At 67.9% G+C, this 23,999-nt stretch carries 20 protein-coding genes and 1 tRNA gene; 10 read left to right on the forward strand and 11 right to left on the reverse strand.

Features of this window, described 5'->3' with window-relative positions; translation table 11 throughout:
• From A5706_RS13115 to A5706_RS13135, 5 genes are all read left to right on the forward strand, one after another.
• The coding region (locus tag A5706_RS13115) for an acyl-CoA thioesterase domain-containing protein (protein ID WP_156767096.1) at positions 1-658 on the forward strand (658 nt) is incomplete at its 5' end.
• Between the two features lie 149 nt (positions 659-807).
• The gene (locus tag A5706_RS13120; RefSeq protein WP_068131196.1) at positions 808-2,202 is read left to right on the forward strand and encodes a bifunctional lysylphosphatidylglycerol flippase/synthetase MprF; all 1,395 of its coding nucleotides are present in this window, start codon (positions 808-810) and stop codon (positions 2,200-2,202) included.
• A 78-nt stretch (positions 2,203-2,280) separates the two neighbouring features.
• Complete coding sequence (locus A5706_RS13125) at positions 2,281-3,273, forward strand: DUF4331 family protein (RefSeq protein ID WP_068131199.1); 993 nt, start codon at positions 2,281-2,283, stop codon at positions 3,271-3,273.
• 125 nt (positions 3,274-3,398) lie between these two features.
• A complete protein-coding gene (locus A5706_RS13130) occupies positions 3,399-3,602 on the forward strand; it encodes a maleylpyruvate isomerase N-terminal domain-containing protein (RefSeq protein WP_068131200.1) in 204 nt (67 codons plus the stop codon).
• 88 nt (positions 3,603-3,690) lie between these two features.
• Positions 3,691-4,608: an LLM class F420-dependent oxidoreductase gene (locus A5706_RS13135; protein WP_156767097.1), complete on the forward strand. Its 918-nt coding sequence runs from the start codon at positions 3,691-3,693 to the stop codon at positions 4,606-4,608.
• Here the strand turns inward: A5706_RS13135 and cydC are convergent.
• From cydC to A5706_RS13175, 8 genes are all read right to left on the reverse strand, one after another.
• Positions 4,541-6,232, reverse strand: a complete 1,692-nt coding sequence (gene cydC / locus A5706_RS13140; RefSeq protein WP_068131206.1) for a thiol reductant ABC exporter subunit CydC — start codon at positions 6,230-6,232, stop codon at positions 4,541-4,543. The genes A5706_RS13135 and cydC overlap by 68 nt on opposite strands.
• Positions 6,219-7,808, reverse strand: a complete 1,590-nt coding sequence (gene cydD / locus A5706_RS13145; RefSeq protein WP_231985269.1) for a thiol reductant ABC exporter subunit CydD — start codon at positions 7,806-7,808, stop codon at positions 6,219-6,221. Before cydD ends, cydC begins: the two co-directional genes overlap by 14 nt.
• Positions 7,809-7,888: 80 nt before the next feature.
• Positions 7,889-8,929, reverse strand: coding sequence for a cytochrome d ubiquinol oxidase subunit II (cydB, locus tag A5706_RS13150; RefSeq protein WP_068131209.1), 1,041 nt, complete (start codon positions 8,927-8,929; stop codon positions 7,889-7,891).
• Between the two features lie 11 nt (positions 8,930-8,940).
• Positions 8,941-10,407 (reverse strand): cytochrome ubiquinol oxidase subunit I, encoded by a 1,467-nt coding sequence (locus A5706_RS13155; RefSeq protein WP_068131210.1) that lies wholly within the window; start codon positions 10,405-10,407, stop codon positions 8,941-8,943.
• Positions 10,408-10,450: 43 nt separating this feature from the next.
• Positions 10,451-11,044 carry an HdeD family acid-resistance protein gene (locus tag A5706_RS13160; protein ID WP_369831856.1) on the reverse strand — a complete coding sequence of 198 codons (594 nt, stop codon included), beginning with the start codon at positions 11,042-11,044 and terminating at the stop codon, positions 10,451-10,453.
• Positions 11,045-11,092: 48 nt separating this feature from the next.
• A complete protein-coding gene (locus A5706_RS13165; protein WP_068131212.1) occupies positions 11,093-12,421 on the reverse strand; it encodes an adenylate/guanylate cyclase domain-containing protein in 1,329 nt (442 codons plus the stop codon).
• A 25-nt stretch (positions 12,422-12,446) separates the two neighbouring features.
• Positions 12,447-12,959 (reverse strand): DUF488 family protein, encoded by a 513-nt coding sequence (locus tag A5706_RS13170; protein WP_068131213.1) that lies wholly within the window; start codon positions 12,957-12,959, stop codon positions 12,447-12,449.
• 10 nt (positions 12,960-12,969) lie between these two features.
• Positions 12,970-13,043 (reverse strand) — tRNA-Leu (locus tag A5706_RS13175).
• A gap of 93 nt (positions 13,044-13,136) precedes the next feature.
• On the opposite strand from A5706_RS13175, the gene A5706_RS13180 reads away from it, so the two are divergent.
• A complete protein-coding gene (locus A5706_RS13180) occupies positions 13,137-13,763 on the forward strand; it encodes an ANTAR domain-containing response regulator (RefSeq protein ID WP_068131221.1) in 627 nt (208 codons plus the stop codon).
• A 141-nt stretch (positions 13,764-13,904) separates the two neighbouring features.
• On the opposite strand, the gene A5706_RS13185 is transcribed toward A5706_RS13180, so the two are convergent.
• Positions 13,905-15,104 carry a lipid-transfer protein gene (locus A5706_RS13185; protein ID WP_068131214.1) on the reverse strand — a complete coding sequence of 400 codons (1,200 nt, stop codon included), beginning with the start codon at positions 15,102-15,104 and terminating at the stop codon, positions 13,905-13,907.
• Positions 15,101-15,544 carry a Zn-ribbon domain-containing OB-fold protein gene (locus A5706_RS13190; RefSeq protein WP_068131215.1) on the reverse strand — a complete coding sequence of 148 codons (444 nt, stop codon included), beginning with the start codon at positions 15,542-15,544 and terminating at the stop codon, positions 15,101-15,103. Before A5706_RS13190 ends, A5706_RS13185 begins: the two co-directional genes overlap by 4 nt.
• A 120-nt stretch (positions 15,545-15,664) precedes the next feature.
• Between A5706_RS13190 and polA the strand changes: the two genes are divergently transcribed.
• Positions 15,665-18,340, forward strand: a complete 2,676-nt coding sequence (gene polA, locus A5706_RS13195) for a DNA polymerase I (protein ID WP_068131223.1) — start codon at positions 15,665-15,667, stop codon at positions 18,338-18,340.
• 39 nt (positions 18,341-18,379) lie between these two features.
• Here the strand turns inward: polA and A5706_RS13200 are convergent, their stop codons facing one another.
• The gene (locus tag A5706_RS13200) at positions 18,380-19,600 is read right to left on the reverse strand and encodes a CdaR family transcriptional regulator (RefSeq protein WP_156767099.1); all 1,221 of its coding nucleotides are present in this window, start codon (positions 19,598-19,600) and stop codon (positions 18,380-18,382) included.
• 101 nt (positions 19,601-19,701) lie between these two features.
• Here A5706_RS13200 and A5706_RS13205 point away from each other — a divergent pair, with 101 nt between their 5' ends.
• The 3 genes from A5706_RS13205 (at position 19,702) to coaE (ending at position 23,861) form a co-directional block, all read left to right on the forward strand.
• Positions 19,702-20,964 carry a cytochrome P450 gene (locus tag A5706_RS13205; protein WP_369831857.1) on the forward strand — a complete coding sequence of 421 codons (1,263 nt, stop codon included), beginning with the start codon at positions 19,702-19,704 and terminating at the stop codon, positions 20,962-20,964.
• Between the two features lie 224 nt (positions 20,965-21,188).
• A complete protein-coding gene (rpsA, locus tag A5706_RS13210; protein ID WP_066931815.1) occupies positions 21,189-22,634 on the forward strand; it encodes a 30S ribosomal protein S1 in 1,446 nt (481 codons plus the stop codon).
• Positions 22,635-22,646: 12 nt separating this feature from the next.
• A complete protein-coding gene (gene coaE, locus A5706_RS13215; protein ID WP_068131219.1) occupies positions 22,647-23,861 on the forward strand; it encodes a dephospho-CoA kinase in 1,215 nt (404 codons plus the stop codon).
• Positions 23,862-23,999 lie beyond the last annotated feature (138 nt).

The following is a 23,999-nucleotide window of genomic DNA, read 5'->3' on the forward strand; positions in this document are numbered from 1 at the left end:
TTTCGTCGCCGCGCAACAGCTCGGCGAGCGACGGCTGCGCGTGCGGCGAGGCGACCTGCGGCGGTTCGACGCCGTGCTCGAGGCCGGGGCCGCCCGACATGTAGGAGATCAGCGCCGTGGACAACAGAATCCCGTCCTGCACGGCGTCGACCCGCCGCAGGTCGCCTCGCCGCACGCGCAGCCGTCGCTCGCCGAGCTGTTGCGCGGCTACGAAAAGATCGTCCCGCACTTCGTCAATGCCCTGCAGCCGATCGAATGGCGCTTCACCAACGATCCCTCGTGGGTCATGCGCGACAAGGGCGAGCGCCTGCCCCACAACAGGGTCTGGATGAAGGCGCTGGGTGCGTTGCCCGACGACCCGGTGCTGCACACCGCGACCATGTTGTTCTCCTCGGACACCACGGTGCTGGACTCGGCCATCACCACGCACGGGCTGTCCTGGGGCTTTGACCGCATCTTCGCGGCGTCCGCCAACCATTCGGTGTGGTTCCACCGGCAGGTCGACTTCAACAATTGGGTGTTGTACTCGACGTCCTCGCCGGTGGCCGCGGATTCCCGCGGGCTCGGCACCGGCCATTTCTTCGACCGCTCCGGGCAGGTCGTCGCCACGGTGGTGCAGGAAGGCGTGCTGTTATATTTCCCGTCCTCCGGACGATAGACAGGTCACAGTACGGCATACCCGCAGGAAAACGGCCTGATTTGCGCCCACCACGGCCGCGATCGGGCGTAAGTTCCAATCAGCCGGGTATTCGGTGCGAGGGGTGGAAACAAGCCGCCCGAGCTGGACTTTCGCATCGGGAGGTGACAGTGGACGGACCGGTCGACGTCGCGGCCAAATCGCGCGCGCGGGAACGCGTTGTCGTCCACGTCGATTCGCTGGCGGCCCGCTGGATCGGGGCGTTGGCCCTGGTCTGCGCCGCGGGCTGGCTGATCGTCATATTGGCCCGCCACCACGAACAGCCGTACTGGCATTACGCCGACCGGCTGGGCTGGTCGCTGACGGTTCTGGGCGCGGTGGCGTTCATCGCCCGCGGCATCTTCCTGGGTCGTCCGGTCACGGCCGTGCATGCCGTCGCCGCCGCGCTTTTCGTGGTGGCGGGCCTCGGCGCACACGTGCTGTCCTTCGACCTGCTCGGAGACCTGCTGATCGTCAGCTCCGGGGTGGCGCTGATGTGGCCGACGACGGCGCACCCGCGACCCGAGGACCTGCCCCGCATTTGGGGGCTGATCAACGCCAGCGCCGACGACCCGCTGGCCCCGTTCGCCATGCAGACCGGCAAGTGCTACCACTTCACCGCGGACGGCACCGCGGCGCTGGCGTATCGGACCCGGCTGGGATACGCCGCGGTCGGCGGGGACCCCGTCGGCAACGAAGAGAAATTCCCCGAGCTGGTCGCCGACTTCGCCGCCATGTGCCACGCCCACGGCTGGCGGATCGCGGTGGTGGGTTGCAGCGAACGCCGGCTCGGGTTGTGGAAAGACCCGGCGGTGATCGGCCAAACGTTGCGCGCCATACCGATCGGCCGCGATGTCGTCGTCGACGTGGCGAGCTTCGAGATGGTGGGACGCAAGTTCCGCAACCTGCGCCAGGCCGTGAAGCGCACCCACAACTGCGGCATCACCACCGAGATCGTGGCCGAGCAGGAGCTCGACGACAAGCTGCTCGCCGAGCTCACCGACGTGGTGCGCGCGTCGCCCAGCGGGGCCCACGCCGACCGCGGCTTCTACATGAATCTCGACGGCGTGCTCGAGGGCCGGTTCCCCGGGATACAACTGATCATCGCCCGCGACGCATCCGGGCGGGTACAGGGCTTCCATAGGTACGCGACGGCCGGTGGCGGCAGCGACATCAGCCTCGACGTGCCGTGGCGTCGCCGCGGGGCCCCCAACGGCATCGACGAACGGCTCAGCGTGGACATGATCATGACCGCGAAAGAAGCTGGCGCGCAACGGGTATCGCTGTCGTTCGCGGCATTCCCGGAAATCTTCGAGGACAAGGACCGCGGCCGGGTGCAGCGCGTGTTCTATCGGTTGATCCATGTGCTCGACCCGCTGATCGCGCTCGAGTCGCTGTACCGCTACGTGCGGAAGTTCCACTCCATGGACGCGCGGCGGTACGCCGTGATCTCGATGACCCAGCTGGTCCAGTTGGTGTTCGTGTTGTTGACGCTGGAGTTCACGCCGCGCCGGCGGCACCTGTAGGTTTCAACCTTGGTGTCACGGCGCGGTCCCTCGACCTGCGGTGATCGCCTCACGTCTAATTTCAGGAGGGTAGATCGCTTGTCGCATCATTATTCCGGCCCTCAATTCGGCTTTCCCAACGGCGATGCCCGACTGGATTTCAATGACCTCTTTGCCTTTCCCAAGCCGGGCGATGTCGGCAAATCCATCCTGATAATGAACGTCCACGCCTCGTCCAGCTTGGAACCGCCCGAGCCGACAACTTCGATTCCCTTCGCTCCGAACACATTCTATGAATTTAGGATCGACAGCAATGGGGACAACATCGCAGATCTAACCTACCGGCTGGTTTTCTCGCCGTTCACCGCAGACGGGCAGACGGCCACCCTCAGCTTGATCACCGGCCCGGCACCTGCAACGGCAGCGGCCGAGGGAGAATTGCTCATCGACGGCGCCGCAGTCTCTTTAGATCGGGAAGCGACGATCACCGAAGGGGCCGGACATCGCCTCTTCGCGGGCTGGAGGAGCGACCCCTTTTTCTTTGACCCTCCCGGCGCCCTCAACGGATTCCGATTCACCGAAGACTTCTTCGCCGACAAAGACGTGTGCAGTATCGTGCTCGAGGTCCCGAACTCTGTCTTGGGGCCGGGCACTGTCGGCCTTTGGGCGCGGACGTTGACCGGCGTGAACGGACGCTGGGTCGCGGTGGACCGGGGCGCACTAGCCGCACAATCCGTCTTCCTCACGGGCGAGCAGAGGGAAGCCTACCTTGCCGCCGAACCGGCAGATGATGCGAATTTCGTCGCCACTTTTGCGCATTCGTTGGAGCACTCCGGAGGATACACACCCGAGGAGGCGCAGCGGGTCGCCAAAACCCTTCTGCCGGATATTCTTCCCTTCGACAATACGCATGAAGCGTCATATCCCCACAATGGCAGAACGCTAACCGACGATGTCATGCGAGTCTTCCTGCCGATCCTCACCAACGACGCCGTGACGACACATGGTTTGCGTCCCCACGACGACCTGCTCGATGTTTTCCCGTATCTTGGGCCGCCGCACACCGCGTTCGCGGCACGGCCCGCCCCGTAGGCGCGACCCGGCCGGGAAATTCTGGATAACGGAAGGTGCCCTGGCCAACGCCAGCGCCGAGCAACGACAGCTGTGATGTCGAAAAACCGCCAGCACTGATCGTCGGCGGCCTGTTGGCTGGACTCATGGCAGAAACGGTGGGTGTGCGCGATGACGCCATGCGCGAGCTGATTTCGAGCCTGTCCACGTTGCAGGCGACCGCGCCGACGTGGTGTGCGGGGTGGAGCGCGCACGAGCTCGCCGCCCATGTCGCGGCCGCCGCGGAGGAACGCGCCAATCTGATCGAGGCGTTGTCCGTCGAGGCTGCGCGATCCGAAGGCCGACGCTGAGACCGTCGAGGATCTGCTGCGCGGCCTGAGTTCGGATCAATGAGATCCGACGGGAATCCCCGCCCGGTCCAACTGCGTTGGTAGCGACGTGCCTACCGGAATCATCATTATGCCCAGCCCAAATGCCCTCAATCTCGTCGACGACGCGATCGAACAATCCGAACGCGCATACGAACTGGGCGTCCGCCAGATTTGGTTAGCCCAGCAGTCTCACTACGACGCGATCGCGTTGGCCGGTCTGATTGGCGGAGCCGTGCCCGGGCTCGGGGTGGGGACCTCCGTGGTGCCGATCAACCCGCGCCACCCGCTCATCGTCGCTTCGCTCGCGCAGACGGCACAGGCCGCCTCGCACGGCAACTTCAGCCTCGGCCTCGGCCTGGGCGCCCGAGCGTTGGAACGCCAGACGTTCGGAACCGACTGGTCGAATACCATTCAGCGGTTGCGCGAACATCTCACCATCCTGCGCGCCGTCTTCGATACCGGCAGCGTCAACGCCCACGGCAGCGAACTGACCGCCAACCCGCCGTTTCCGGTGGCGGTGGCGGGCGGCACGCCCGTGCCGGTGTATGTGGCCGCGATGGGGCCCAAGGCGTTGCGCGTCACCGGCGAGCTTGCCGACGGCACGCTGCCCTACCTGGCCGGGCCGCGCACGATCGAGGAATTCATCGCGCCGGCGATCAACAAGGCGGCCGCCGATGCGGGCCGCCCCTCGCCGCGCATCGTCGCCGCGGTTCCCGTTTTGCTGTCCGACGACATCGACGCCGCACGCGCGAATGCCGCCGAGCAGCTCAGCTTCTACGCGACCATTCCGTCGTATCGGAATGTCATTGCTCGAGAGGGGGCCGATAGCGTCGTCGACCTCGCCGCGATCGGCAAGGCGGAATCGGTCCTGCGCCAGCTGCGCCGCTACTTGGATGCGGGCGCGACGGACATCGTCATCAGCCCGGTGGACCGCTCGGAATCGGTTGACCGAGAGGCGCTCTGGGAAGTTGCCGCGTCGCTGTGAGCGACAGCGCCCGACAGCCAATCCCGTTGGGCAAGTGGTGAGTAGCCACCACGACAGTCCGGTCGGCGGACATGAGGCCATTCGGGCCCAATAGATCGCGAAGGATCGGTTCGGCGTCGGCCGCGTCGAGGTGCTCGGTCGGCTCGTCGAGCAACACGATCCGGGCGGGCGAGATCACGGCGCGGGCCAACAGCAGCCGTCGGCGCTGACCCGCCGAAACCGCCTGCGCGCCACCGGTCAACACCGTGGACAGGCCGTCGGGCAGGCCGGCGAGCCAGCCGCCGAGGCCGACCGCCTCCAGCGCCGCCGTCAGCTCCTCGTCGCCGCAGTCCCCGCGGGCAACCAGCAGATTGTCGCGGACGGTGGTGGCGAAGACGTGCGCGTCCTCGGCGAAAAAGCTCACCGCCCTGTGCAATTCGTCTTCGTCGAAGCGGGCGATGTCGGTGCCGTCTAGTAGCACTCGCCCGTCCAGCGGGGGCAGCAGCCCGGCGAGCGTCATCAGCAGCGTCGTCTTGCCCGAGCCGCTGGCGCCCGTGACGGCCAGCCGGGCGCCCGGTGGTAGCCCGAGCTCCACCCGGGTGAGCCGGACCGCGTTCGGGTGGCCGTAACAGACATCGGCCTCCAGGGCGCCGGTGCGGGCGGGCACCGGCGCGCCGCCGTCCTTTAGTTGGTCCGGGGGAGCCAGGTCCAGGAGGCGACGCGCCGCGATCCGTGACCGGGTCAGCTGGACGGCGGCGGCCGGCAGCGCCGTCGTCGCCTCGAACGCGGACAGCGGCAACAGCATCAGGACGGCCAACGTGGTGGGCGCGACCGTGTGCGCCAACCCGATCCCGGCCGCCACCGCGCCCAGCACGCTGGCGCCGATCGCCGCCGTGGGCATCGCCTCGGCGATGGCCGCCGGTTGCGCCGCTGCGTCGAGGGCCTCGGCCCAGGCGCGGTGGCGGCGTTGCGCATCGGCGATGACGGCGGGCAGGGCGCCCGCGACGCGCAGCTCCGGGGCGTGTTCGAGGGCGACCATCGCCGACGTATCGCGGTCCGAATGATGTTGGCGGGCAACCTCTTCCTGCGTCGCGGCGGCCTTGCCCGCCAGCCGCGGGGCAACGTAGCCGGCGATCAGCAGGCACGCCGCCAGCACCGCCGCGGCCGGCAGCGAGATGGCCGCGACGACCGCCGTCGCCGCCAGCGCGAGCACCGCGGCGACGGCGATCGGCACCACCGCGCGCACCAGCACGTTGGCCAGCTCGTCGACGTCGGCACCCACCCTGGCCACCAGCTCACCGCTGTGCAGGCGGACGGCGGTCGCCGCGGGGCCGCGGGCGAGCCGGTGATAGATCTGTGCGCGCGCCGTCCCGCCCGCCCGCAGCGCGGTGTCGTGGGTGGCCAGCCGCTCGCAGTAGTGCAGCACGCCCCGGGAAATCGCGAACGTGCGCACGGCCACGACGGCGACGGACAGGTCCACCACCGGCGGCATCTGCCAGGCCCGCGTAATCAGCCACGCCGACACCCCGGCCAGCGCCAGGGCGCTGCCCAGCGACAGCACGCCCAGCCCGATGGCCGCGAGCATTCGTGGCACCCGCGGGCGCAGCAGGCTCTCGCTGGCCAGGAGGAGATCAGACCGCGGCATGGCGGACCTCCGCGTCGGCGACCACCTCGACGACCCGGTCACCGATTGCGACGACGGGCTCGCGGTGCCCGACGACCACCACCGTCGCACCGGAGCGCGCGCGCTCAACGATGGCCCGCAACACAAGCTGTTCGGTGCGCGCGTCCAGGTGCGCAGTCGGCTCGTCGAGCAGCAGCACCGGGGCCGCCGAGCCGAGCGCCCGGGCCAGGCCGAGCCGTTGGCGCTGGCCCAGCGACAACCCGACGCCGCCGCGGCCGAGCACGGTTTCCAGCCCGTCGGGCAGGTTGGCCAGCACCGCATCGAAACCCGATGCGGCGCAGGCCTCGTCGAGGTCGTCGAGCGTTCCCAGCAGGTTCAGGTTGTCCCGCACGGTGCCCGGGACGAGGACCGGCCGCTGCGGCAGCCAGGACAGCTGTCGCCACCACGCGGCGCGGTCCAGGTCGGCGACGTCGACCCCGGCCACGGTGATCCGGCCGAAGGACGGCGCGGTGAGGCCGGCGATCACCTGCAGCGTGGTGCTCTTGCCGGCGCCGTTGTGACCGGTCAGCACCGTGACCCGACCGGGCTCGAGCACCGCGGTCAGGTCGCGGGGCGCGTGGCCGTCGCGGCCCAGCACGCTGAGGTCCTCGATACGGATCTGCTCGCCCCGGGCGTCCACCGTCTGGCTACGCGCCGTCATGTCCGCGGGCTCGCCGATGAGGGCGAACGCCTTGTCGGCGGCGGTCCTACCCTCCTGGGCCGCATGGAATTCCACGCCGATGCGCCGAAGTGGCCAGTAGACGTCGGGCGCCAGCAGCAGCACGGTCAGGCCGGTGGTCAGGGTCATCTCGCCGAACAGCAGGCGAAGGCCGATGCCGACCGCGATCAGCGCCACGCCGAGCGTGGCCAGCAATTCGAGCACCAGCGCCGACAGGAAGGCGATCCGCAGTGTCGCCATCGCCGAACGTCGATGCGCCGCGGCCAGTTCGGCGATCCGGTGTTCCGGGCCGCGGCCCCGGCCCAGCGCGCGCAGCGTCGGGATGCCGGCGATCAGGTCCAGCAGCCGGGCCTGCAGGGTCGTCATGGCCTCCAGCGCCGCCGCCGATCGCTCGGCGGTCGCCAGCCCGATCAGCACCATGAACACCGGTATCAGCGGCAGCGTGATCAACACGATCACCATCGATTTCGGGTCGTAGAGCGCGATCACGGCGACGGTCGCCGGGGTCAAGATCGCGGCGAGCAGCAAGGTGGGCAGGTATCCGGTGAAGTAGGGCCGCAACCCGTCCAGGCCACGCGTCACCACGACGGCGGCGGCATCCCGCTGCGCGGCGAGTTCTGCCGGTTGCCGGGCGGTCACCGCGGTCAGCACCTGCCCGTTGAGGTCGGCGATGACCGCGCCGGCCCCGCGCTGCCCCAGACGGGCCTGCAACCAGTGCGTCACCGTGCGAACGACCCACAGCGCCAACAGGATTGACAGGGGAGCCAGCCAGGCGCGCAAGCCACGCGCTGGGTGATCGCCGATGACGCGGGCCACGACGCCGGCCAGGGCGATCGCCGAGCCGATCGCGCAGCCGGAGATCACCACCCCGCAACCCACCGCGGCGACCAGGTAGCGCCGCAACGCGCTCGACGCCCGCCACAGCCGCGGGTCCAGCGGCGCTCGTGATGCGGTTGCGCTCAGGACGCACGCCTCGCCAGGCCGACGGGGGCCGGTATCCGCTCGGACGAGATCCGTTGCCGGAACACCCAATACGTCCACGCCTGGTACACGACCGTCAGCGGCGCCATGATCGCCGTCACCCAGGTCATGATCTTCAGGGTGTAGGGGGTCGACGAGGCGTTGTAGATCGTCACGCTCCACTGGCTGTTCAGCGTCGAGGGCACCAGGTTCGGGTACAACGAGCCGAACAACAGAATCACCACGGCCGCCACCACCAGGGCGGTACTGGCGAAGGCCCAGCCCTCCGACGCGCGCCGCCACACCAGCAGCACGGCCGCCAGCTGGGCGACGACCGCGACCCCCAGCACGATCCAGGTCCAGCCCTTGCCGTACGCCAGCTGCGTCCAAAGCCCAAAGGCCGCAACCAGTCCCGTGGCAGGCAACGACAACCACACCGCGAACCGGTGCGCTTCGTCCCGGATGGTGCCCGAGGTCTTCAACCCGACGAACACCGCGCCGTACTGCAGGAACAGCCCGGCGGTGGCCAGGCCGCCCAGCAGCGTGTAGGGGTTGAGCACATCGGTGATCGACAGGTTGATGTGGCCGGCGGCGTCCACGGGCAGCCCGCGGACGAGGATGGCGAAGGCGACGCCCCACAGGATGGCGGGCAGCCACGACCCGGCGGCGATCCCGAAATCGGCCCAGCGGCGCCATTTCGTGTCGTCGATCTTGCCGCGCCATTCGATCGACACGGAGCGCACGATCATGCCGAACAGGATCGCGAGCAGCGGCAGGTACAGGGTGGAGAACACGGTGGCATACCAGCCGGGGAAGGCGGCGAACATCGCCGCGCCAGCCGTGATCAGCCAGACCTCGTTGCCGTCCCACACCGGCCCGATGGTGTTGAGCGCCGTGCGGCGATGCAGCTCCGGGTCGCCCACGCCGAAGCGGGCGAACGGTTCCATCAGCATGCCCACGCCGAAGTCGAAGCCCTCGAGGATGAAGAAACCGAGGAACAGCATCGCGATGATGCCGAACCACAACTGTTGCAATGCCACCGGTCAGCTCCTTAGTACGCGAACGAAAGTGGCGCCACGTCGTCCTCGCTGGGCGCTCGGGGCGGTGCCGGTTCGGCGTCGTGTTCCTGTGGGCCCGCAGCGACGTAGCGCCTGAGCAGGTAGGACCAGATGACCGCGAGCACCGCGTAGACGAGGGTGAAGGTCACCAGGGATGTGACCACCATTCCGGGAGCGTGATTGGAGACGGCTTCGTGGACGGTAAACCTCACCTGTTGATCGCCGGTCGGGTTCGGAACGACGATCCAGGGCTGGCGGCCCATTTCGGTGAACACCCACCCGGAGATGTTGGCCAGGAACGGCGTTGGAATGGTCAGCAGCGCAAACCACGAGAACCAGCGCTGGTTGGGCACCCGGTCGCCGCGGGTGAACCACAACGTCGCGAGCGCGAACAGCACCGGAATGGCGAGGAATCCGATCATCGCGCGGAATGACCAGTAGGTGACGAAAAGATTGGGCCGGTAGTCGTTCGGCCCGAATCTGTGCTCGAAGTCCTGCTGGATGTTGCGCACACCTTGCAACGTGACACCGCTGGTCTTGCCCTCGGCCAGGAACGGCAACACGTACGGCACCTCGATCACGCGGGTGATGCTGTCGCAGTTGTTGTGCGTGCCGACGGTCAGGATCGAGAAGTTCGGATCGGATTCGGTGCTGCACAACGATTCCGCAGACGCCATCTTCATCGGCTGCTGAACGAACATCAGCTTGCCCTGGCGGTCGCCGGTGAAGAACAGCCCGACTGCGGCGAGCAGCACCACCCAGCAGCCCAGGATGGCCGCGGGGCGAAACAGGTTGCGGGCGTCGGCTTCGGAGAGGGCGGATGCCGGATTGCGCGAACGGATCAGCCACCACGCGCTGACGGCGGCGACGAAAGTTCCGGCGGTTAGTAGCGCCCCCGTCACGGTGTGCGAAAACGCTGCCAGCGCGGTGTTATTGGACAGCAGCGCGAAGATGCTGTTCAGCTCGGCGCGGTGCGTCGTCGGGTTGTAGTGCGCGCCGACCGGGTGCTGCATGAACGAGTTCGCCACGATGATGAAGAACGCGGAGACGTTGACACTGATCGCGACGATCCAGATGCAGGCCAGGTGTAGCAGCCGCGGCAGCCGGCTCCAGCCGAAGATCCACAACCCGATGAAGGTGGACTCGAAGAAGAAGGCGAACAGACCCTCCATCGCAAGCGGGGCGCCGAAGATGTCGCCGACGAATCGCGAGTACTCGCTCCAGTTCATCCCGAACTGAAATTCCTGGACGATGCCGGTGGCTACGCCGATGGCGAAGTTGATCAGGAACAGCTTGCCGAAGAACTTGGTCAGCCGGTACCAGGCGGTGTTGCCGGTTGCGACCCACACCGTCTGCATGACGGCCAGCAGGGGAGCCAAGCCGATGGTGAGCGGCACGAAGATGAAGTGGTAGACGGTGGTGATACCGAACTGCCACCGCGAAATATCGACGACATTCATCTGTCATCTCCCTACTGCGGGTATCTACGACGCAGTGTAGTAGTTAGGCAGCGCTGGCGCCACGCGCCAGTTCTTTAGAAGCCTTGCGAATGCCGAACGACGACACAATCTCGAAAACGCCGATTACCACGAACCAGACGCCGACCACTATCGCCAGGGTGACGATCGAGTCGAACGGCGACGCCAGGACCACGATTCCGGCGAGCAGGCTGATCACGCCGATGAAGATCGACCAGCCCCGGCCCGGCAGCGCCGGATCGCTGATAGCCGAGACCGTCGTGGCCACCCCGCGGAAGATGAACCCGATGCCAATCCAGATGGCCAGCAACAGAACTGCGTATCCCTGACCGAAATGCCGAAATGCCAAGACCGCCAAGATGAGTGACGCCGCGCCGCTGATGAACAACAAGATCCGGCTTCCCGCCGAGACATGCAGGCTGAACGCGAAGATCACCTGCGCGGCACCGGTGATCAACAGATAGATGCCGAACGCGACGGCGGCAGCGAGAATGGATATTCCCGGCCAGGCCAGGATCACGGCGCCGACGACGAGCGACAGGATTCCGGAGGCCAGCGCGGATTTCCACAAGTGCGGCAACAAGCTTGGGACAGGGGCGGTTCCAGCTGTAGTTTGCATGGCCGAAGTCTGACACAAACCGCGGACCGGGGGATAGGGACTTTCGGCTCAGACGCGCGCGGTGCGCGGTTCCTCGGCGGACAGGTTGGTGGGCTCCTCGGTTGCCTTGCGCCCGATCAGGTACCAGGTTCGCATTGGGCCCTTGCCCTTGACCTCGATGCTGCCCCGCTCCTGCAGCACGAACTCGTCTTTGAGGCGCTCGTACATCGCCTCAGGCAGCTGGATCCGGCCCACCGAGTCGGTGGATTCCATCCGGGAAGCGACGTTGACCGCGTCCCCCCACACGTCGTAGAAGAACCGGCGCGAGCCGACGACGCCGGCGACCACCGGCCCACAGGCCATGCCCACCCGCAGGGGGATCGGCTCACCGTGCGGATCCCTCAGTCCCGCTGCGACATTGGCCATGTCGAGCGCGAAATCCGCCAGCGCGCGGGAATGGTCGGGCCGCGACCGCGGCACGCCGCTGACCACCATGTACGAATCGCCGCTGACTTTGATCTTCTCCAGGCCGTGCTTGTCCACGAGGGCGTCGAACGCTCCGTACAGGCGGTCGAGGAAGCGCACCAGGTCGGCCGGCGGCGTGCTGCTGGCGCGCTCGGTGAACCCGACGATGTCGGCGAACAGCACCGAGGCGTCGTCGTACTTGTCGGCGATGACGTTGCGGTCGGGCTCCTTGAGGCGCTCGGCGACGCTGGCGGGCAACATGTTCTCCAGCAGCGTCTCCGAGCGCTCGTACTGGGCTTCCATGACCGCCTCGGCACGGGCGGTGTCCCGCAGCGCGAACCAGACTGTCACGACCACCATCACGACGCTGGAGACTGTGGTGACGACGAAGCCCGCCGACGTGGCCCAAGCCGGCTGCAGCCCGGTGTTGCGCGGGACCAGAAACTCGACCGCGATGATCAGGCCGGCGGCGATGGCGGCCAGCACCGACGCCAACACGATATGTTCGATGCCCAGCACCAGCACGACGATGCATGCGCCGACCAGGAAGAAGAACTGCGATCCGGAACCGGTGCCCACGTCCAGGCAGCTGGCGAAGATGGAGACGTAGGCCGCGCCGATAAAGGTAAGCGGCGCAACCAGTTCCCCGAATCGCTGCAGCCAGGGCACCATCGAGAAGACCATGGCGCCGGCGATGTTGATCGAGCTGACCTGCCAGGTCCAGGAATCGGTCGCGATCTGCACGAGCACGAAGCTCACGCTCACCATCACCGCCAGCCACGAGGTGATCATGAGGATCCGGCCCCGGCGCGCGGCGCTGGCGGCGTAATGCTGATTGCGGTCGCGCGTCTGCGCCCGCACCGCGGCGACGCAGTCCGGGCTGTTCGACGAGCCTTCTGACCGGGGTGGGGCTCCGCATTTCTTCGCGCCCACGTTCAAAGCCTAACCGTTGACCTCGTCATTTGTCGGGTGCCCGGTCAACATCGACGGTGAGCCAGTCCGATGGCGGGTGTGGCGCCAGCGAGCCGTTGGGCATGATGTGCTGCACCGGGTGTCCGTCTCGGGTGGCCAGGTCGGCGATCATGCGGCGGTGACAGCGCCACCAGGTCGGCTCGCCGCACATGATGGCCACGTCGCCGGCTTCGGCGTCGTGCAGCAGCCGCTCGTATGCCGCCCGGAACTCCGGCGTGCGGGTATGCGCTGCGTAGTTGGCGAACGCCGGGTTCTCCCACCACTGGTCGCGCGGTAGCCGGGCGGCCGGCGGCTTGCGTCGCCCACCGAGGTCCGGCTCGTGCCGATAGGCGATCCCAGCGGCGTTGAGCCAGCCCGGCATCGCGTCCTTGGACACGTCGGGATTGCGCCGCGAGCCGGGGAAACTGCGGACGTCGACCAGCAGCGTGATGCCGTGCCGGCGAAGTGCGGCGGCGAGTTCGTCGGCGGTCTTCGCACCGTGTCCGATGGTGTACAGCATTTGAGAGGAGTGCCCTCGGTGGGATTCGAACCCACACTGGACGGGTTTTGAGTCCGTTTCCTCTGCCAGTTGGGATACGAGGGCGAGCAGCCTCCCACCATAGAGGATCGGTGCGCCGATCCATTCTCACCGCCCCCGAGTTCGCTGGTGGCGGGGGTGCACGACACAATGTCCGTCATGACAGGCCCCAAGACCGACACCGACGCCGCTGTGCCGCGCCGGGTCCTGATCGCGGAAGACGAAGCGCTCATCCGACTAGACCTGGCCGAGATGCTCCGAGAGGAGGGCTACGAGATCGTCGGCGAGGCGGGCGACGGCCAGGAGGCCGTCGAACTCGCCGAGCGCCACAAGCCGGACCTGGTGATCATGGACGTGAAGATGCCACGCCGTGACGGCATCGACGCCGCCTCGGAGATAGCCAGCAAGCGCATCGCGCCGATCGTGGTGCTGACCGCGTTCAGCCAGCGCGACCTGGTCGAGCGTGCCCGCGACGCCGGCGCGATGGCCTACCTGGTGAAGCCGTTCACGATCAGCGACCTGATCCCGGCGATCGAATTGGCGGTCAGCCGGTTCGCCGAGATCACCGAGCTGGAACGCGAAGTGGCGACGCTGTCCGACCGGCTAGAGACCCGCAAGCTCGTCGAGCGCGCCAAGGGCCTGCTGCAGACCAAGCAGGGCATGACCGAGCCCGAGGCTTTCAAATGGATCCAGCGCGCGGCCATGGACCGGCGGACCACCATGAAGCGGGTGGCCGAGGTGGTCTTGGAAACCCTGGGCGACGCGCCCAAAGAGGCTTCCGAATAGCGTGCGGTGACGGCTTTGCGTGTGCGTCCAGGGCGGGGAAACCGCCTTGGCACGCGACGGCCAACCGCGTCGAGACTGCGCTCAGATCGCGAATTTTGGCGATTCGACGCTCTGGTTGCATTCTCGGCGTAACCGAGCGAGCTAGCGGGCGACGATCACCGACGAGCCGTGGCCGAACAGGCCCTGGTTGGCGGTGACACCGACGGTCGCGCCCTCCACTTGCCGGCCGGTGGCCTGGCCGCGCAGCTGCCAGGTCAACTCGCAGACCTGCGCGATCGCCTGGGCGGGGATGGCCTCCCCGAAGCACGCCAGCCCGCCGGACGGGTTGACGGGGACCTTGCCGCCGATGGTGGTGGCGCCGCTGCGCAGCAGCGCCTCGGCCTCGCCCTTGGCGCACAGCCCCAGGTGTTCGTACCAGTCCAGCTCCAGCGCGGTGGACAGGTCATAGACCTCGGCCAGGCTGACGTCCTCGGGCCCGATGCCCGCCTCGGCGTACGCGGCGTCGAGGATCTGGTCCTTGAACACCCGCTCCGGCGCGGGCACCGCCGCGGTGGAATCCGTTGCGATATCGGGTAATTCGGGCAGGTGCTGCGGGTAGCGCGGTGTCACGGTGCTGACCGCGCGCACCGACGGGACGCCGTCGAGCGATCCGAGGTGCTTGCGGGCGAAGTCGGCGCTGGCGACGATCAGCGCGGCGGCGCCGTCGGACGTGGCGCAGATGTCGAGCTGCCGCAGCGGGTCGGCCACCACGGGGCTGGCGAACACGTCGTCGACCGAGGATTCCTTGCGGTAGCGGGCATTTGGGTTCTGCAGGCCGTGCCGGGAGTTCTTCACCTTCACCTGTGCGAAGTCCTCGGGCGTGGCGCCGTAGAGGTCCATCCGGCGCCGCGCCAGCAGCGCGAAGTACACCGGGTTCATCGCCCCGATGAGGTGGAACCGCTGCCAGTCGGGGTCGTTCTTGCGCTCCCCTCCGACTGGGGCGAACGCGCCCTTCGGGGTGGTGTCGGCGCCGATCACCAGCGCGACGTCGCAGAAGCCGGCCAGGATCTGCGCCCGGGCGCTCTGCAGCGCCTGCGAGCCGCTGGCGCACGCGGCGTAGCTGGAGCTGACCGGGACCCCGTTCCAGCCCAGCTTCTGCGCGAACGTCGACCCGGCGATGAAACCGGGATAGCCGTTGCGGATGGTGTCGGCCCCGGCGACCAGCTGGATCTGCCGCCAGTCCAGGCCGGCCTCGGCCAGCGCGGCCCGCGCGGCGACGACGCCGTATTCGGTGAAGTCGCGGCCCCACTTGCCCCAGGGGTGCATGCCGGCGCCGAGGATGTACAGCGGTTCAGGGCTCATGACGAGATCCTCCACGCATAGACGAGGCGCTCGACGCCGTCGTCGTCGGTATACAGCGGCATGGTGGTCAGCTCCATCTCCATGCCGACCTTCAAATCCTCGGCCAGCGTGCCCTCGACGACCTTGCCCAGCACGATCAGCCCCTCCTCGGCCAGCTCCACCGCCGCGATGGCGAACGGCTCGAAAGGGTCAGGGGCGGGGTAGGGCGCCGGCGGCGGATACCGGTTTTCGGTGTAGCTCCACAGCGTCCCCCGGGTCGACAAGGCGACGGGCTCGAGCGTGTCGCTGGCGCACGCCGGGTTGGGGCAATTGTTCTCGCGCGGCGGGAACACGTAGGTGCCGCACTCGGGGCATTTGCTGCCGATCAGATGGGCGCTACCGGCGGCATCGGTGGCGAACCATCCGTCGATCGCGGGTTGTTGGCTGGTGACCTCGGGCACCCGCCAACACTACCAAGCGCTTGTTTGGGGGCGCCAGGCTTCGTCACACCGGGTGCCTAGAGTGAATGCGTGCCCGCCGCCACCCCTCAGAAAACCGAGGAACAAACCAAACCGACACTCATGCTCTTGGACGGCAATTCGCTGGCGTTCCGGGCGTTCTACGCGCTGCCGGCCGAGAACTTCAAGACCCGCGGCGGGCTGACCACCAACGCGGTCTACGGCTTCACCGCCATGCTGATCAACCTGCTGCGCGACGAGGCGCCGACGCACATCGCCGCGGCGTTCGACGTTTCGCGGCAGACCTTCCGCTCCGAGCGCTACCCCGAATACAAGGCCAACCGGTCGTCGACGCCGGACGAATTCCACGGTCAGATCGACATCACCAAGGAAGTGCTCAACGCGCTGGGCATCACGGTGCTCTCGGAGCAGGGCTTCGAGGCCGACGACCTCATCGCGACGCTGGCCACCCAGGCCGAGAACGAGGGCTACCGCGTGCTGGTGGTCAGCGGTGATCGCGACTCCCTGCAGCTGGTCAGCGACGACGTCACGGTGCTGTACCCGCGCAAGGGCGTCAGCGAACTGACCCGCTTCACCCCCGAGGCCGTCGTGGAAAAGTATGGGCTGACCCCGCAGCAGTACCCCGACTTCGCGGCGCTGCGCGGCGATCCCAGCGACAACCTGCCCGGCATTCCCGGGGTGGGGGAGAAGACCGCCTCGAAGTGGATCGCCGAATACGGCTCCCTGCAGGCGCTTGTCGACAACGTCGACTCGGTCCGCGGCAAGGTGGGCGACGCGCTGCGCGCCAACCTGGCCAGCGTCATCCGCAACCGCGAGCTCACCGACCTGGTCAAGGACGTGCCGCTGGCCCAAACCCCGGACACGCTGCGGCTGCAGCCCTGGGACCGCGACCAGATCCATCGGCTGTTCGACGATCTGGAGTTCCGGGTGCTGCGCGACCGGCTGTTCGAGACCCTGGTCGCCGTCGAGCCCGAGGTCGACGAGGGCTTCGACGTGCGCGGCGACGCGCTCGAGCCCGGCACCGTCGGGCAGTGGCTGGCCGCGCACGCCGGCGACGGGCGCCGGGCGGGCCTGGCCGTCGCGGGCACCCACCTGCCGCACGGCGGGGACGCCACCGGGCTGGGCATCGCCGCCGCCGACGGCGACGGCGCCTACATCGACACCGCGACGCTGACCCCCGCCGACGACGCCGCGCTGGCGGCCTGGCTGGCCGACCCGGCGAAACCCAAAGCGCTGCACGAGGCCAAGCTCGCCATCCACGACCTGGCCGGCCGCGGCTGGACGCTGAACGGCGTCACCTCCGACACCGCGCTGGCCGCCTACCTGGTGCGCCCGGGGCAGCGCAGCTTCACCCTCGACGACCTGTCGCTGCGTTACCTGCGTCGCGAGCTGCGCGCGGAAACCCCCGAGCAGCAACAGCTTTCGTTGCTCGACGACATAGAGGGCGTGGACGAGCAAGCCGTCGCGACCCTGATCCTGCGGGCCCGGGCCGTCGTCGACCTGGCCGACGCGCTGGACGCCGAGCTGGATCGCATCGACTCGACCGCGCTGCTGGGTGAGATGGAGCTGCCGGTGCAACACGTGCTGGCCGAAATGGAAAGTGCCGGCATCGCCGTCGATCTGCGACTGCTGGGCGAGCTGCAAAGCCAGTTCGCCGACCAGATCCGCGACGCCGCCGAGGCCGCCTACGCCGTGATCGGCAAGCAGATCAACCTGGGCTCGCCCAAGCAGTTGCAGGTGGTGCTGTTCGACGAGCTCGGGATGCCGAAGACCAAGCGCACCAAGACCGGATACACCACCGACGCCGACGCCCTGCAGTCGCTGTTTGACAAGACCGGCCATCCGTTCCTGCAGCACCTGCTAGCCCACCGCGACGTCACCCGGCTCAAGGTCACCGTCGACGGGCTGCTGAACTCGGTGGCCGCCGACGGCCGCATCCACACCACGTTCAACCAGACCATCGCGGCGACCGGCCGGCTGTCGTCGACCGAGCCCAACCTGCAGAACATCCCGATCCGCACCGAGGAAGGCCGCCAGATCCGGGACGGGTTCGTCGTCGGCAAGGGCCCCGACTTTTCCTACGAAGAGCTGATGACCGCGGACTACAGCCAGATCGAGATGCGGATCATGGCGCACCTGTCGAAAGACGAAGGGCTCATCGAAGCCTTCAACACCGGGGAGGACCTGCACTCGTTCGTCGCGTCGCGGGCGTTCGGGGTGCCGATCGAGGAGGTCACCCCCGAGCTGCGCCGCCGCGTCAAGGCGATGTCGTACGGGCTGGCCTACGGGTTGAGCGCCTACGGCCTGTCCCAGCAGCTGAAGATCTCCACCGAGGAAGCCAAGGAACAGATGGACGCCTACTTCGCCCGATTCGGCGGCGTGCGCGACTACCTGATGGACGTCGTGGAGCAGGCCCGCAAGGACGGCTACACCTCGACGGTGCTGGGCCGCCGGCGCTACCTGCCCGAGCTGGACAGCAGCAATCGTCAGGTGCGGGAGGCGGCCGAGCGGGCGGCGCTCAACGCGCCCATCCAGGGCAGCGCGGCCGACATCATCAAGGTGGCGATGATCGAGGTCGACAAGGCCATCAAGCAGGCCGGGCTGGCGTCGCGGATGCTGCTGCAGGTGCACGACGAGCTGTTATTCGAAATCGCGCCGGGTGAGCGCGAGCAGGTCGAGGCGCTGGCGCGCGAGAAGATGGGCGGCGCCTATCCGCTCGACGTCCCGCTCGAGGTCTCGGTCGGCTACGGCCGCTCGTGGGACACCGCCGCGCACTAGCGCGGCAATCGGACGCTGCGGCCCACTGAGGCGCGGGGCTCAGCGCCCCGGACTCGTCCAGCACAACACCTGCAGCGCGGCCGCCACCTGCACCCGGTTGTCGTCGAGTGGACGGGGCAACATCGCTTCGGCGCGCGCCACGCGGCGCATGACGGTGTTGCGATGCGCGTACTGCCGGGCGGCGGCCCGGCTGACGCTGCCGTTCTCCTCGATGAATGCGCGAAGCGCCTCACGTACCTCCCGGGGGGCGACGGCGAGGTCGCCGAGCACCTGCCTGACGAACTGCTCCGCGCTGTCCGGGTCAGCGGTCAGCAACGCCACCAGGTGAACCTCATCGAAGAAGACGACGCGCTGCGGCGAGTCCAATCGGGCCACCATGCGCTGTGCGGCCACGGCGTCACGATGGCTGCGCCGGAATCCTTCGACGCCCCCGGCCTGCCCGCCGACCGCCACCCGGACGGCCCCGGATGGATCCACCGCACGGCGCAGCCGCTCACGGTCGATGGCCTCGGCTCCGGGCAGCCATACCCACTTCATGGCCGCGCCCGGCATCACCGTCAGCGGCCGGGAGCGCCGGGACCGGCCGAGCATTTCGACGACGTCGTCGACGACGCGCAGGTCGGCGTCGGGTTCCGGCGTCCACACCACCAGCGCGGTGTGGGCCTGGTCGAGCCGATACCCCAGCCGGGACTCGGCCCGCTGGGCGCTGATCGGTGCGCCCTCGATCACCAGCGTGACGGTCTCGCGGAGTTCGGGCTGAGCGCCGCGGAGGATTTCGGCACGCTCGGCCCGCATCAACTCCATGACGCCGGAGACCGTCCTCTCGACGTAGTCGCTGATCGACCACGTGATGGTGTCCAGCAGGTCGCGCAACTCCTCGGGGTCGCTGGTCGCCTCGAACGCCATGGTGAGCAAGTGCCGAAGAGCCTGGGCCTGGCCTGCCCGGTACGCCGCTGTGGCGGTGTCCTCGAGGCCTCGTCTGATCAGATCGCGCGCGATGTGAACAACTTCGTCACCCAGCCCGGGCTCGACGCGGGCCCCGGGATTCTGCACGTTTTGGAGCGCAAAGTGCAGGAAGCTGGCCTTGAACGCTCGTTCGGACGCCGCCCGCAGCACGGGATCCGCGGCCGTCAGCTCCATTCCGGCGGCCTTCATCGACTCCTCGGTCAGGTCGGTGAGCCAGCCGTCTTGGTCCTCGACGAGGGTCTCGGCCATCGACCGCAGCAGCCGCCGTGTCGTTTCGCGAACGCGGGGAGCCACCACGACAGCCTAGAAGGGCGGTGCTGCCAGCACCAGAGATGAGCAAATATGGTGCGCTGGGCCCCTGGCTTTACCGTTCCTGCTTCGGTGACGATGGTCACATGACCCTCTCCACTCCGTCGCATTCGGCTCCCAGGTTTGCCGCCCGCGGCCGGGCCGGGCGGCGGTGGGCGCGAACGACGGCCGGCCAGCCGCCCGCCTACCCCGCGGACCTGTACTCAACCGATGCGATCCTCGATCCCCTCCCGCACTACGCGGCGATGCGCAACCTCGGCGCGGTCGTTTGGCTGCCGAAACACAAGCTCTACGCGTTCCCGCGCTACGCAGAGGTCAAGTCCGCCCTCCGCGACGACGACACCTTCCGTTCCAACCAGGGCGTGGCCCTCAACCCGGTGGCGCGATTCATCGGCAAGGACAGCCTGCTCATGACCGACGGTCGCGCCCACGACACGCATCGCAAGCTGATGGCGCACCGGATGCTGCCCCGGGCCCTGCGACCGCTGTGCGGCCAGATCGACGAGCTGGCGGAGCGGACTGTGCTGGCCGCCGTGGCCAAGGGCAGGGTGGATGGCGTCGCGGAGATGGCCCTCAAGCTCCCGCTGACAGTGGTTCCCGACCTTGTCGGATGGCCGCAACGCGGGCGGGAGAACCTGGTGCCGTGGGCCGGCGCCATCTTCGACATGCTCGGTCCGATGAATAAGCAGGCAGTTCGCTCGATGCCCGGCACCGTCGCAATGCTGGGATTCGTGCACCGGCTCGCTCGTCGGCGCGACGTCCTCCCGGGCAGCATGTCGGACGAGGTGCTGCACAGCATCGACAAGGGCGACATCGAACGGTCGCGCCTGCCTTCCGTCTTCATCGACTACCTGGCACCGTCCATCGACACCACCGCGAGTGCGATCGCCGCGGCGCTGTGGCTCTTTGCGGAGAACCCCGACCAGTGGCGCCTGCTGCAGGCAAACCCCGACCGAATTCCCAACGCCACCAACGAAATCGTGCGGCTGGAGTCGCCGGTAAGGGCGTTCGGCCGGCGCGCCGCGCGTGATGTCGAGATCGCGGGCACTCGAATTCCCGCCGGATCACGTGTCCTGATCATGTTCGCATCGGCGAACCGCGACGAACGCGTCTGGACGGACCCCGACCATTTCGACATCGAGCGGGACGCTTCTGCGCAGGTGGGGTTCGGGCACGGAATGCACGCGTGCGCGGGCCAAGGTCTCGCCAGGTTGGAAACGCAGTCGTTCCTGCGTGCACTGCTGCGCCACGTCGACCGTATCGAGATCGACGGAACCCCAACGCGGGCAACCAACAACGTGATCCACCGTTTCGAGCACCTACCGCTGCGGCTGGTGGCCAAGGATTGACGTGCCCGCCGCTGGAGCCCGATTCCAACGTGCTCACGGGCGAGTTTGAGCTCGGTCACTGATATGTCAGCCGGGCCAGAATTGGCCGGAAATTCGCATTGTTGTCACGTAGGTGGCTCCCGCGGCGCAGACTGGTTTGTCCAGCGTGTGCACTGTCGAGTAGCCTCGACAGGTAAATCCTGAATTATCCCTACGACCCAACCTGTCCGGAGCAACCCAACAACATGCCGAGTCCCGCCGTCACCTCGCCGCAAGTAGCCGTCAACGACATTGGCTCGAGCGAGGATTTTCTCGCCGCAATAGACAAAACGATCAAGTACTTCAACGATGGCGACATCGTCGAGGGCACGATCGTCAAAGTTGACCGGGACGAGGTGCTCCTCGACATCGGCTACAAGACCGAAGGGGTCATCCCCGCCCGCGAGCTCTCCATCAAGCACGACGTCGACCCCAACGAGGTCGTTTCCGTCGGCGATGAGGTCGAGGCCCTGGTTCTCACCAAGGAGGACAAAGAGGGCCGGCTGATCCTGTCCAAGAAGCGCGCACAGTACGAGCGCGCCTGGGGCACCATCGAGGCGCTCAAGGAGAAGGACGAGGCCGTCAAGGGCACCGTCATCGAGGTCGTCAAGGGCGGCCTGATCCTCGACATCGGGTTGCGCGGCTTCCTGCCCGCCTCGCTCGTCGAGATGCGCCGCGTCCGCGACCTGCAGCCGTACATCGGCAAGGAGATCGAGGCCAAGATCATCGAGCTGGACAAGAACCGCAACAACGTGGTGCTGTCCCGCCGCGCCTGGCTCGAGCAGACCCAGTCCGAGGTGCGCAGCGAGTTCCTCAACCAGCTGCAGAAGGGCAGCATCCGCAAGGGTGTCGTCTCGTCCATCGTCAACTTCGGCGCGTTCGTCGACCTCGGTGGGGTGGACGGCCTGGTGCACGTCTCCGAGCTGTCCTGGAAGCACATCGACCACCCGTCCGAGGTGGTGCAGGTCGGCGACGAGGTCACCGTCGAGGTGCTCGACGTCGACATGGACCGCGAGCGGGTTTCGTTGTCGCTCAAGGCGACCCAGGAAGACCCGTGGCGCCACTTCGCCCGCACGCACGCCATCGGCCAGATCGTGCCCGGCAAGGTCACCAAGCTGGTTCCGTTCGGCGCGTTCGTCCGCGTCGAGGAGGGCATCGAGGGGCTGGTGCACATCTCCGAGCTGGCCGAGCGGCACGTCGAGGTGCCCGACCAGGTGGTCGCCGTCGGCGACGACGCGATGGTCAAGGTCATCGACATCGACCTGGAGCGCCGCCGAATCTCGTTGTCGCTCAAGCAGGCCAACGAGGACTACACCGAGGAATTCGACCCGGCGAAGTACGGCATGGCCGACAGCTACGACGAGCAGGGCAACTACATCTTCCCCGAGGGCTTCGACTCCGAGACCAACGAATGGCTCGAGGGATTCGACGCCCAGCGCAACGAGTGGGAGGCGCGCTACGCCGAGGCGGAGCGCCGGCACAAGATGCACACCGCGCAGATGGAGAAGTTCGCCGCGGCCGAGTCGGCCGCCCATGCCGCCGGCGACTCTGCGCCGGGCAACGGCGCCTCGTCGGAGAAGGCGGCGGGTGGTTCGCTCGCCAGCGACGCCCAATTGGCGGCCCTGCGGGAAAAGCTCGCCGGCAACGCCTAACGGCGTCCAGGGATGCTGCGCATCGGGTTGACCGGTGGCATCGGCGCCGGCAAGTCGGCGGTCTCGTCGACCTTCGCGAAGTGTGGTGCCGTCATCGTCGACGGAGACGTCATCGCGCGCGAGGTGGTCGAGCCGGGCACCGAGGGCCTGAAGGCGCTCGTCGAGGCGTTCGGCGACGACATCTTGTCGCCCGACGGATCGCTGGATCGACCCGCGTTGGCCGCCAAGGCCTTTCGTGACGACGAGGCGCGCCAGAAGCTCAACGGGATCGTGCATCCGCTGGTGGGCAAGCGGCGCTCCGAGATCATCGCTTCGGTGCCCGCGGATTCGGTTGTCGTCGAAGACATTCCGCTGCTGGTGGAGTCGGGGATGGCGCCGCTGTTCCCGCTCGTCGTGGTGGTGCACGCCGACGTCGAGGTGCGGGTGCGACGGCTGGTCGACCTGCGCGGCATGCCCGAGGACGACGCCCGCGCCCGGATCGCCGCGCAGGCCGACGACGAGCAGCGCCGCGCCGTCGCCGACGTCTGGCTGGACAACTCGGGCAGCCCGGAGGAGCTGGCGCAGCGGGCCCGCGACGTGTGGAACGACCGCATCCTGCCGTTCGCCCACAACCTGAGCGCGCGCCAGATCGCCAGGGCGCCCGTGCGTCTCGTGCCGGCCGACCCGAGCTGGCCCGACCAGGCGCGGCGGATCGCGCACCGGCTGCAGACCGCCTGTGGCCATCGGGCCATTCGCGTCGACCACATCGGCTCCACCGCGCTGCCCGCCTTGGACGCCAAGGACGTCATCGACATGCAGATCACCGTCGAATCGCTCGCGGTCGCCGACGAACTTGCCGAATCCTTATTGGCGGCCGGCTACCCGCGCTTCGAGAGCATCACCGAGGACACCGCCCGGACCGACGCGCGCAGCACCGTCGAGCGCTACGACCACAGCGACGATCCCGGCCTGTGGCACAAGCGGATTCACGCGTCCGCCGACCCCGGCCGGCCGACCAATGTGCACGTCAGGGTGGACGGCTGGCCGGGACAGCAGTTCGCCCTGCTGTTCGTAGCCTGGCTGCGGGCCGACGTCGGCGCGCGCGCCGACTACCTGGCCGTCAAGCTCAAGGCCGAGCAGGCCGCGGGCGGTGACATCTCGCGCTATGTCGCCGCCAAGGAACCGTGGTTTGCCGAGGCCTACCGGCGAGCCTGGACGTGGGCCGACTCAACCGGATGGCAGCCCTAGCGCCAACTTTCACAACAGCCCCACCCGCCCGGTGGAGGTGGTACGCGTCATGTCCACCTCATAGAAGCCCTGTGTCAAGTAGCGGTTTCTGAGCGCTGGTTGAGCAGGGTTTGGAGGGCTTGGTGTTGGGCGGGATCG

It is taken from the genome of Mycobacterium sp. E796, from assembly GCF_001672815.1.
GTDB lineage: Bacteria > Actinomycetota > Actinomycetes > Mycobacteriales > Mycobacteriaceae > Mycobacterium.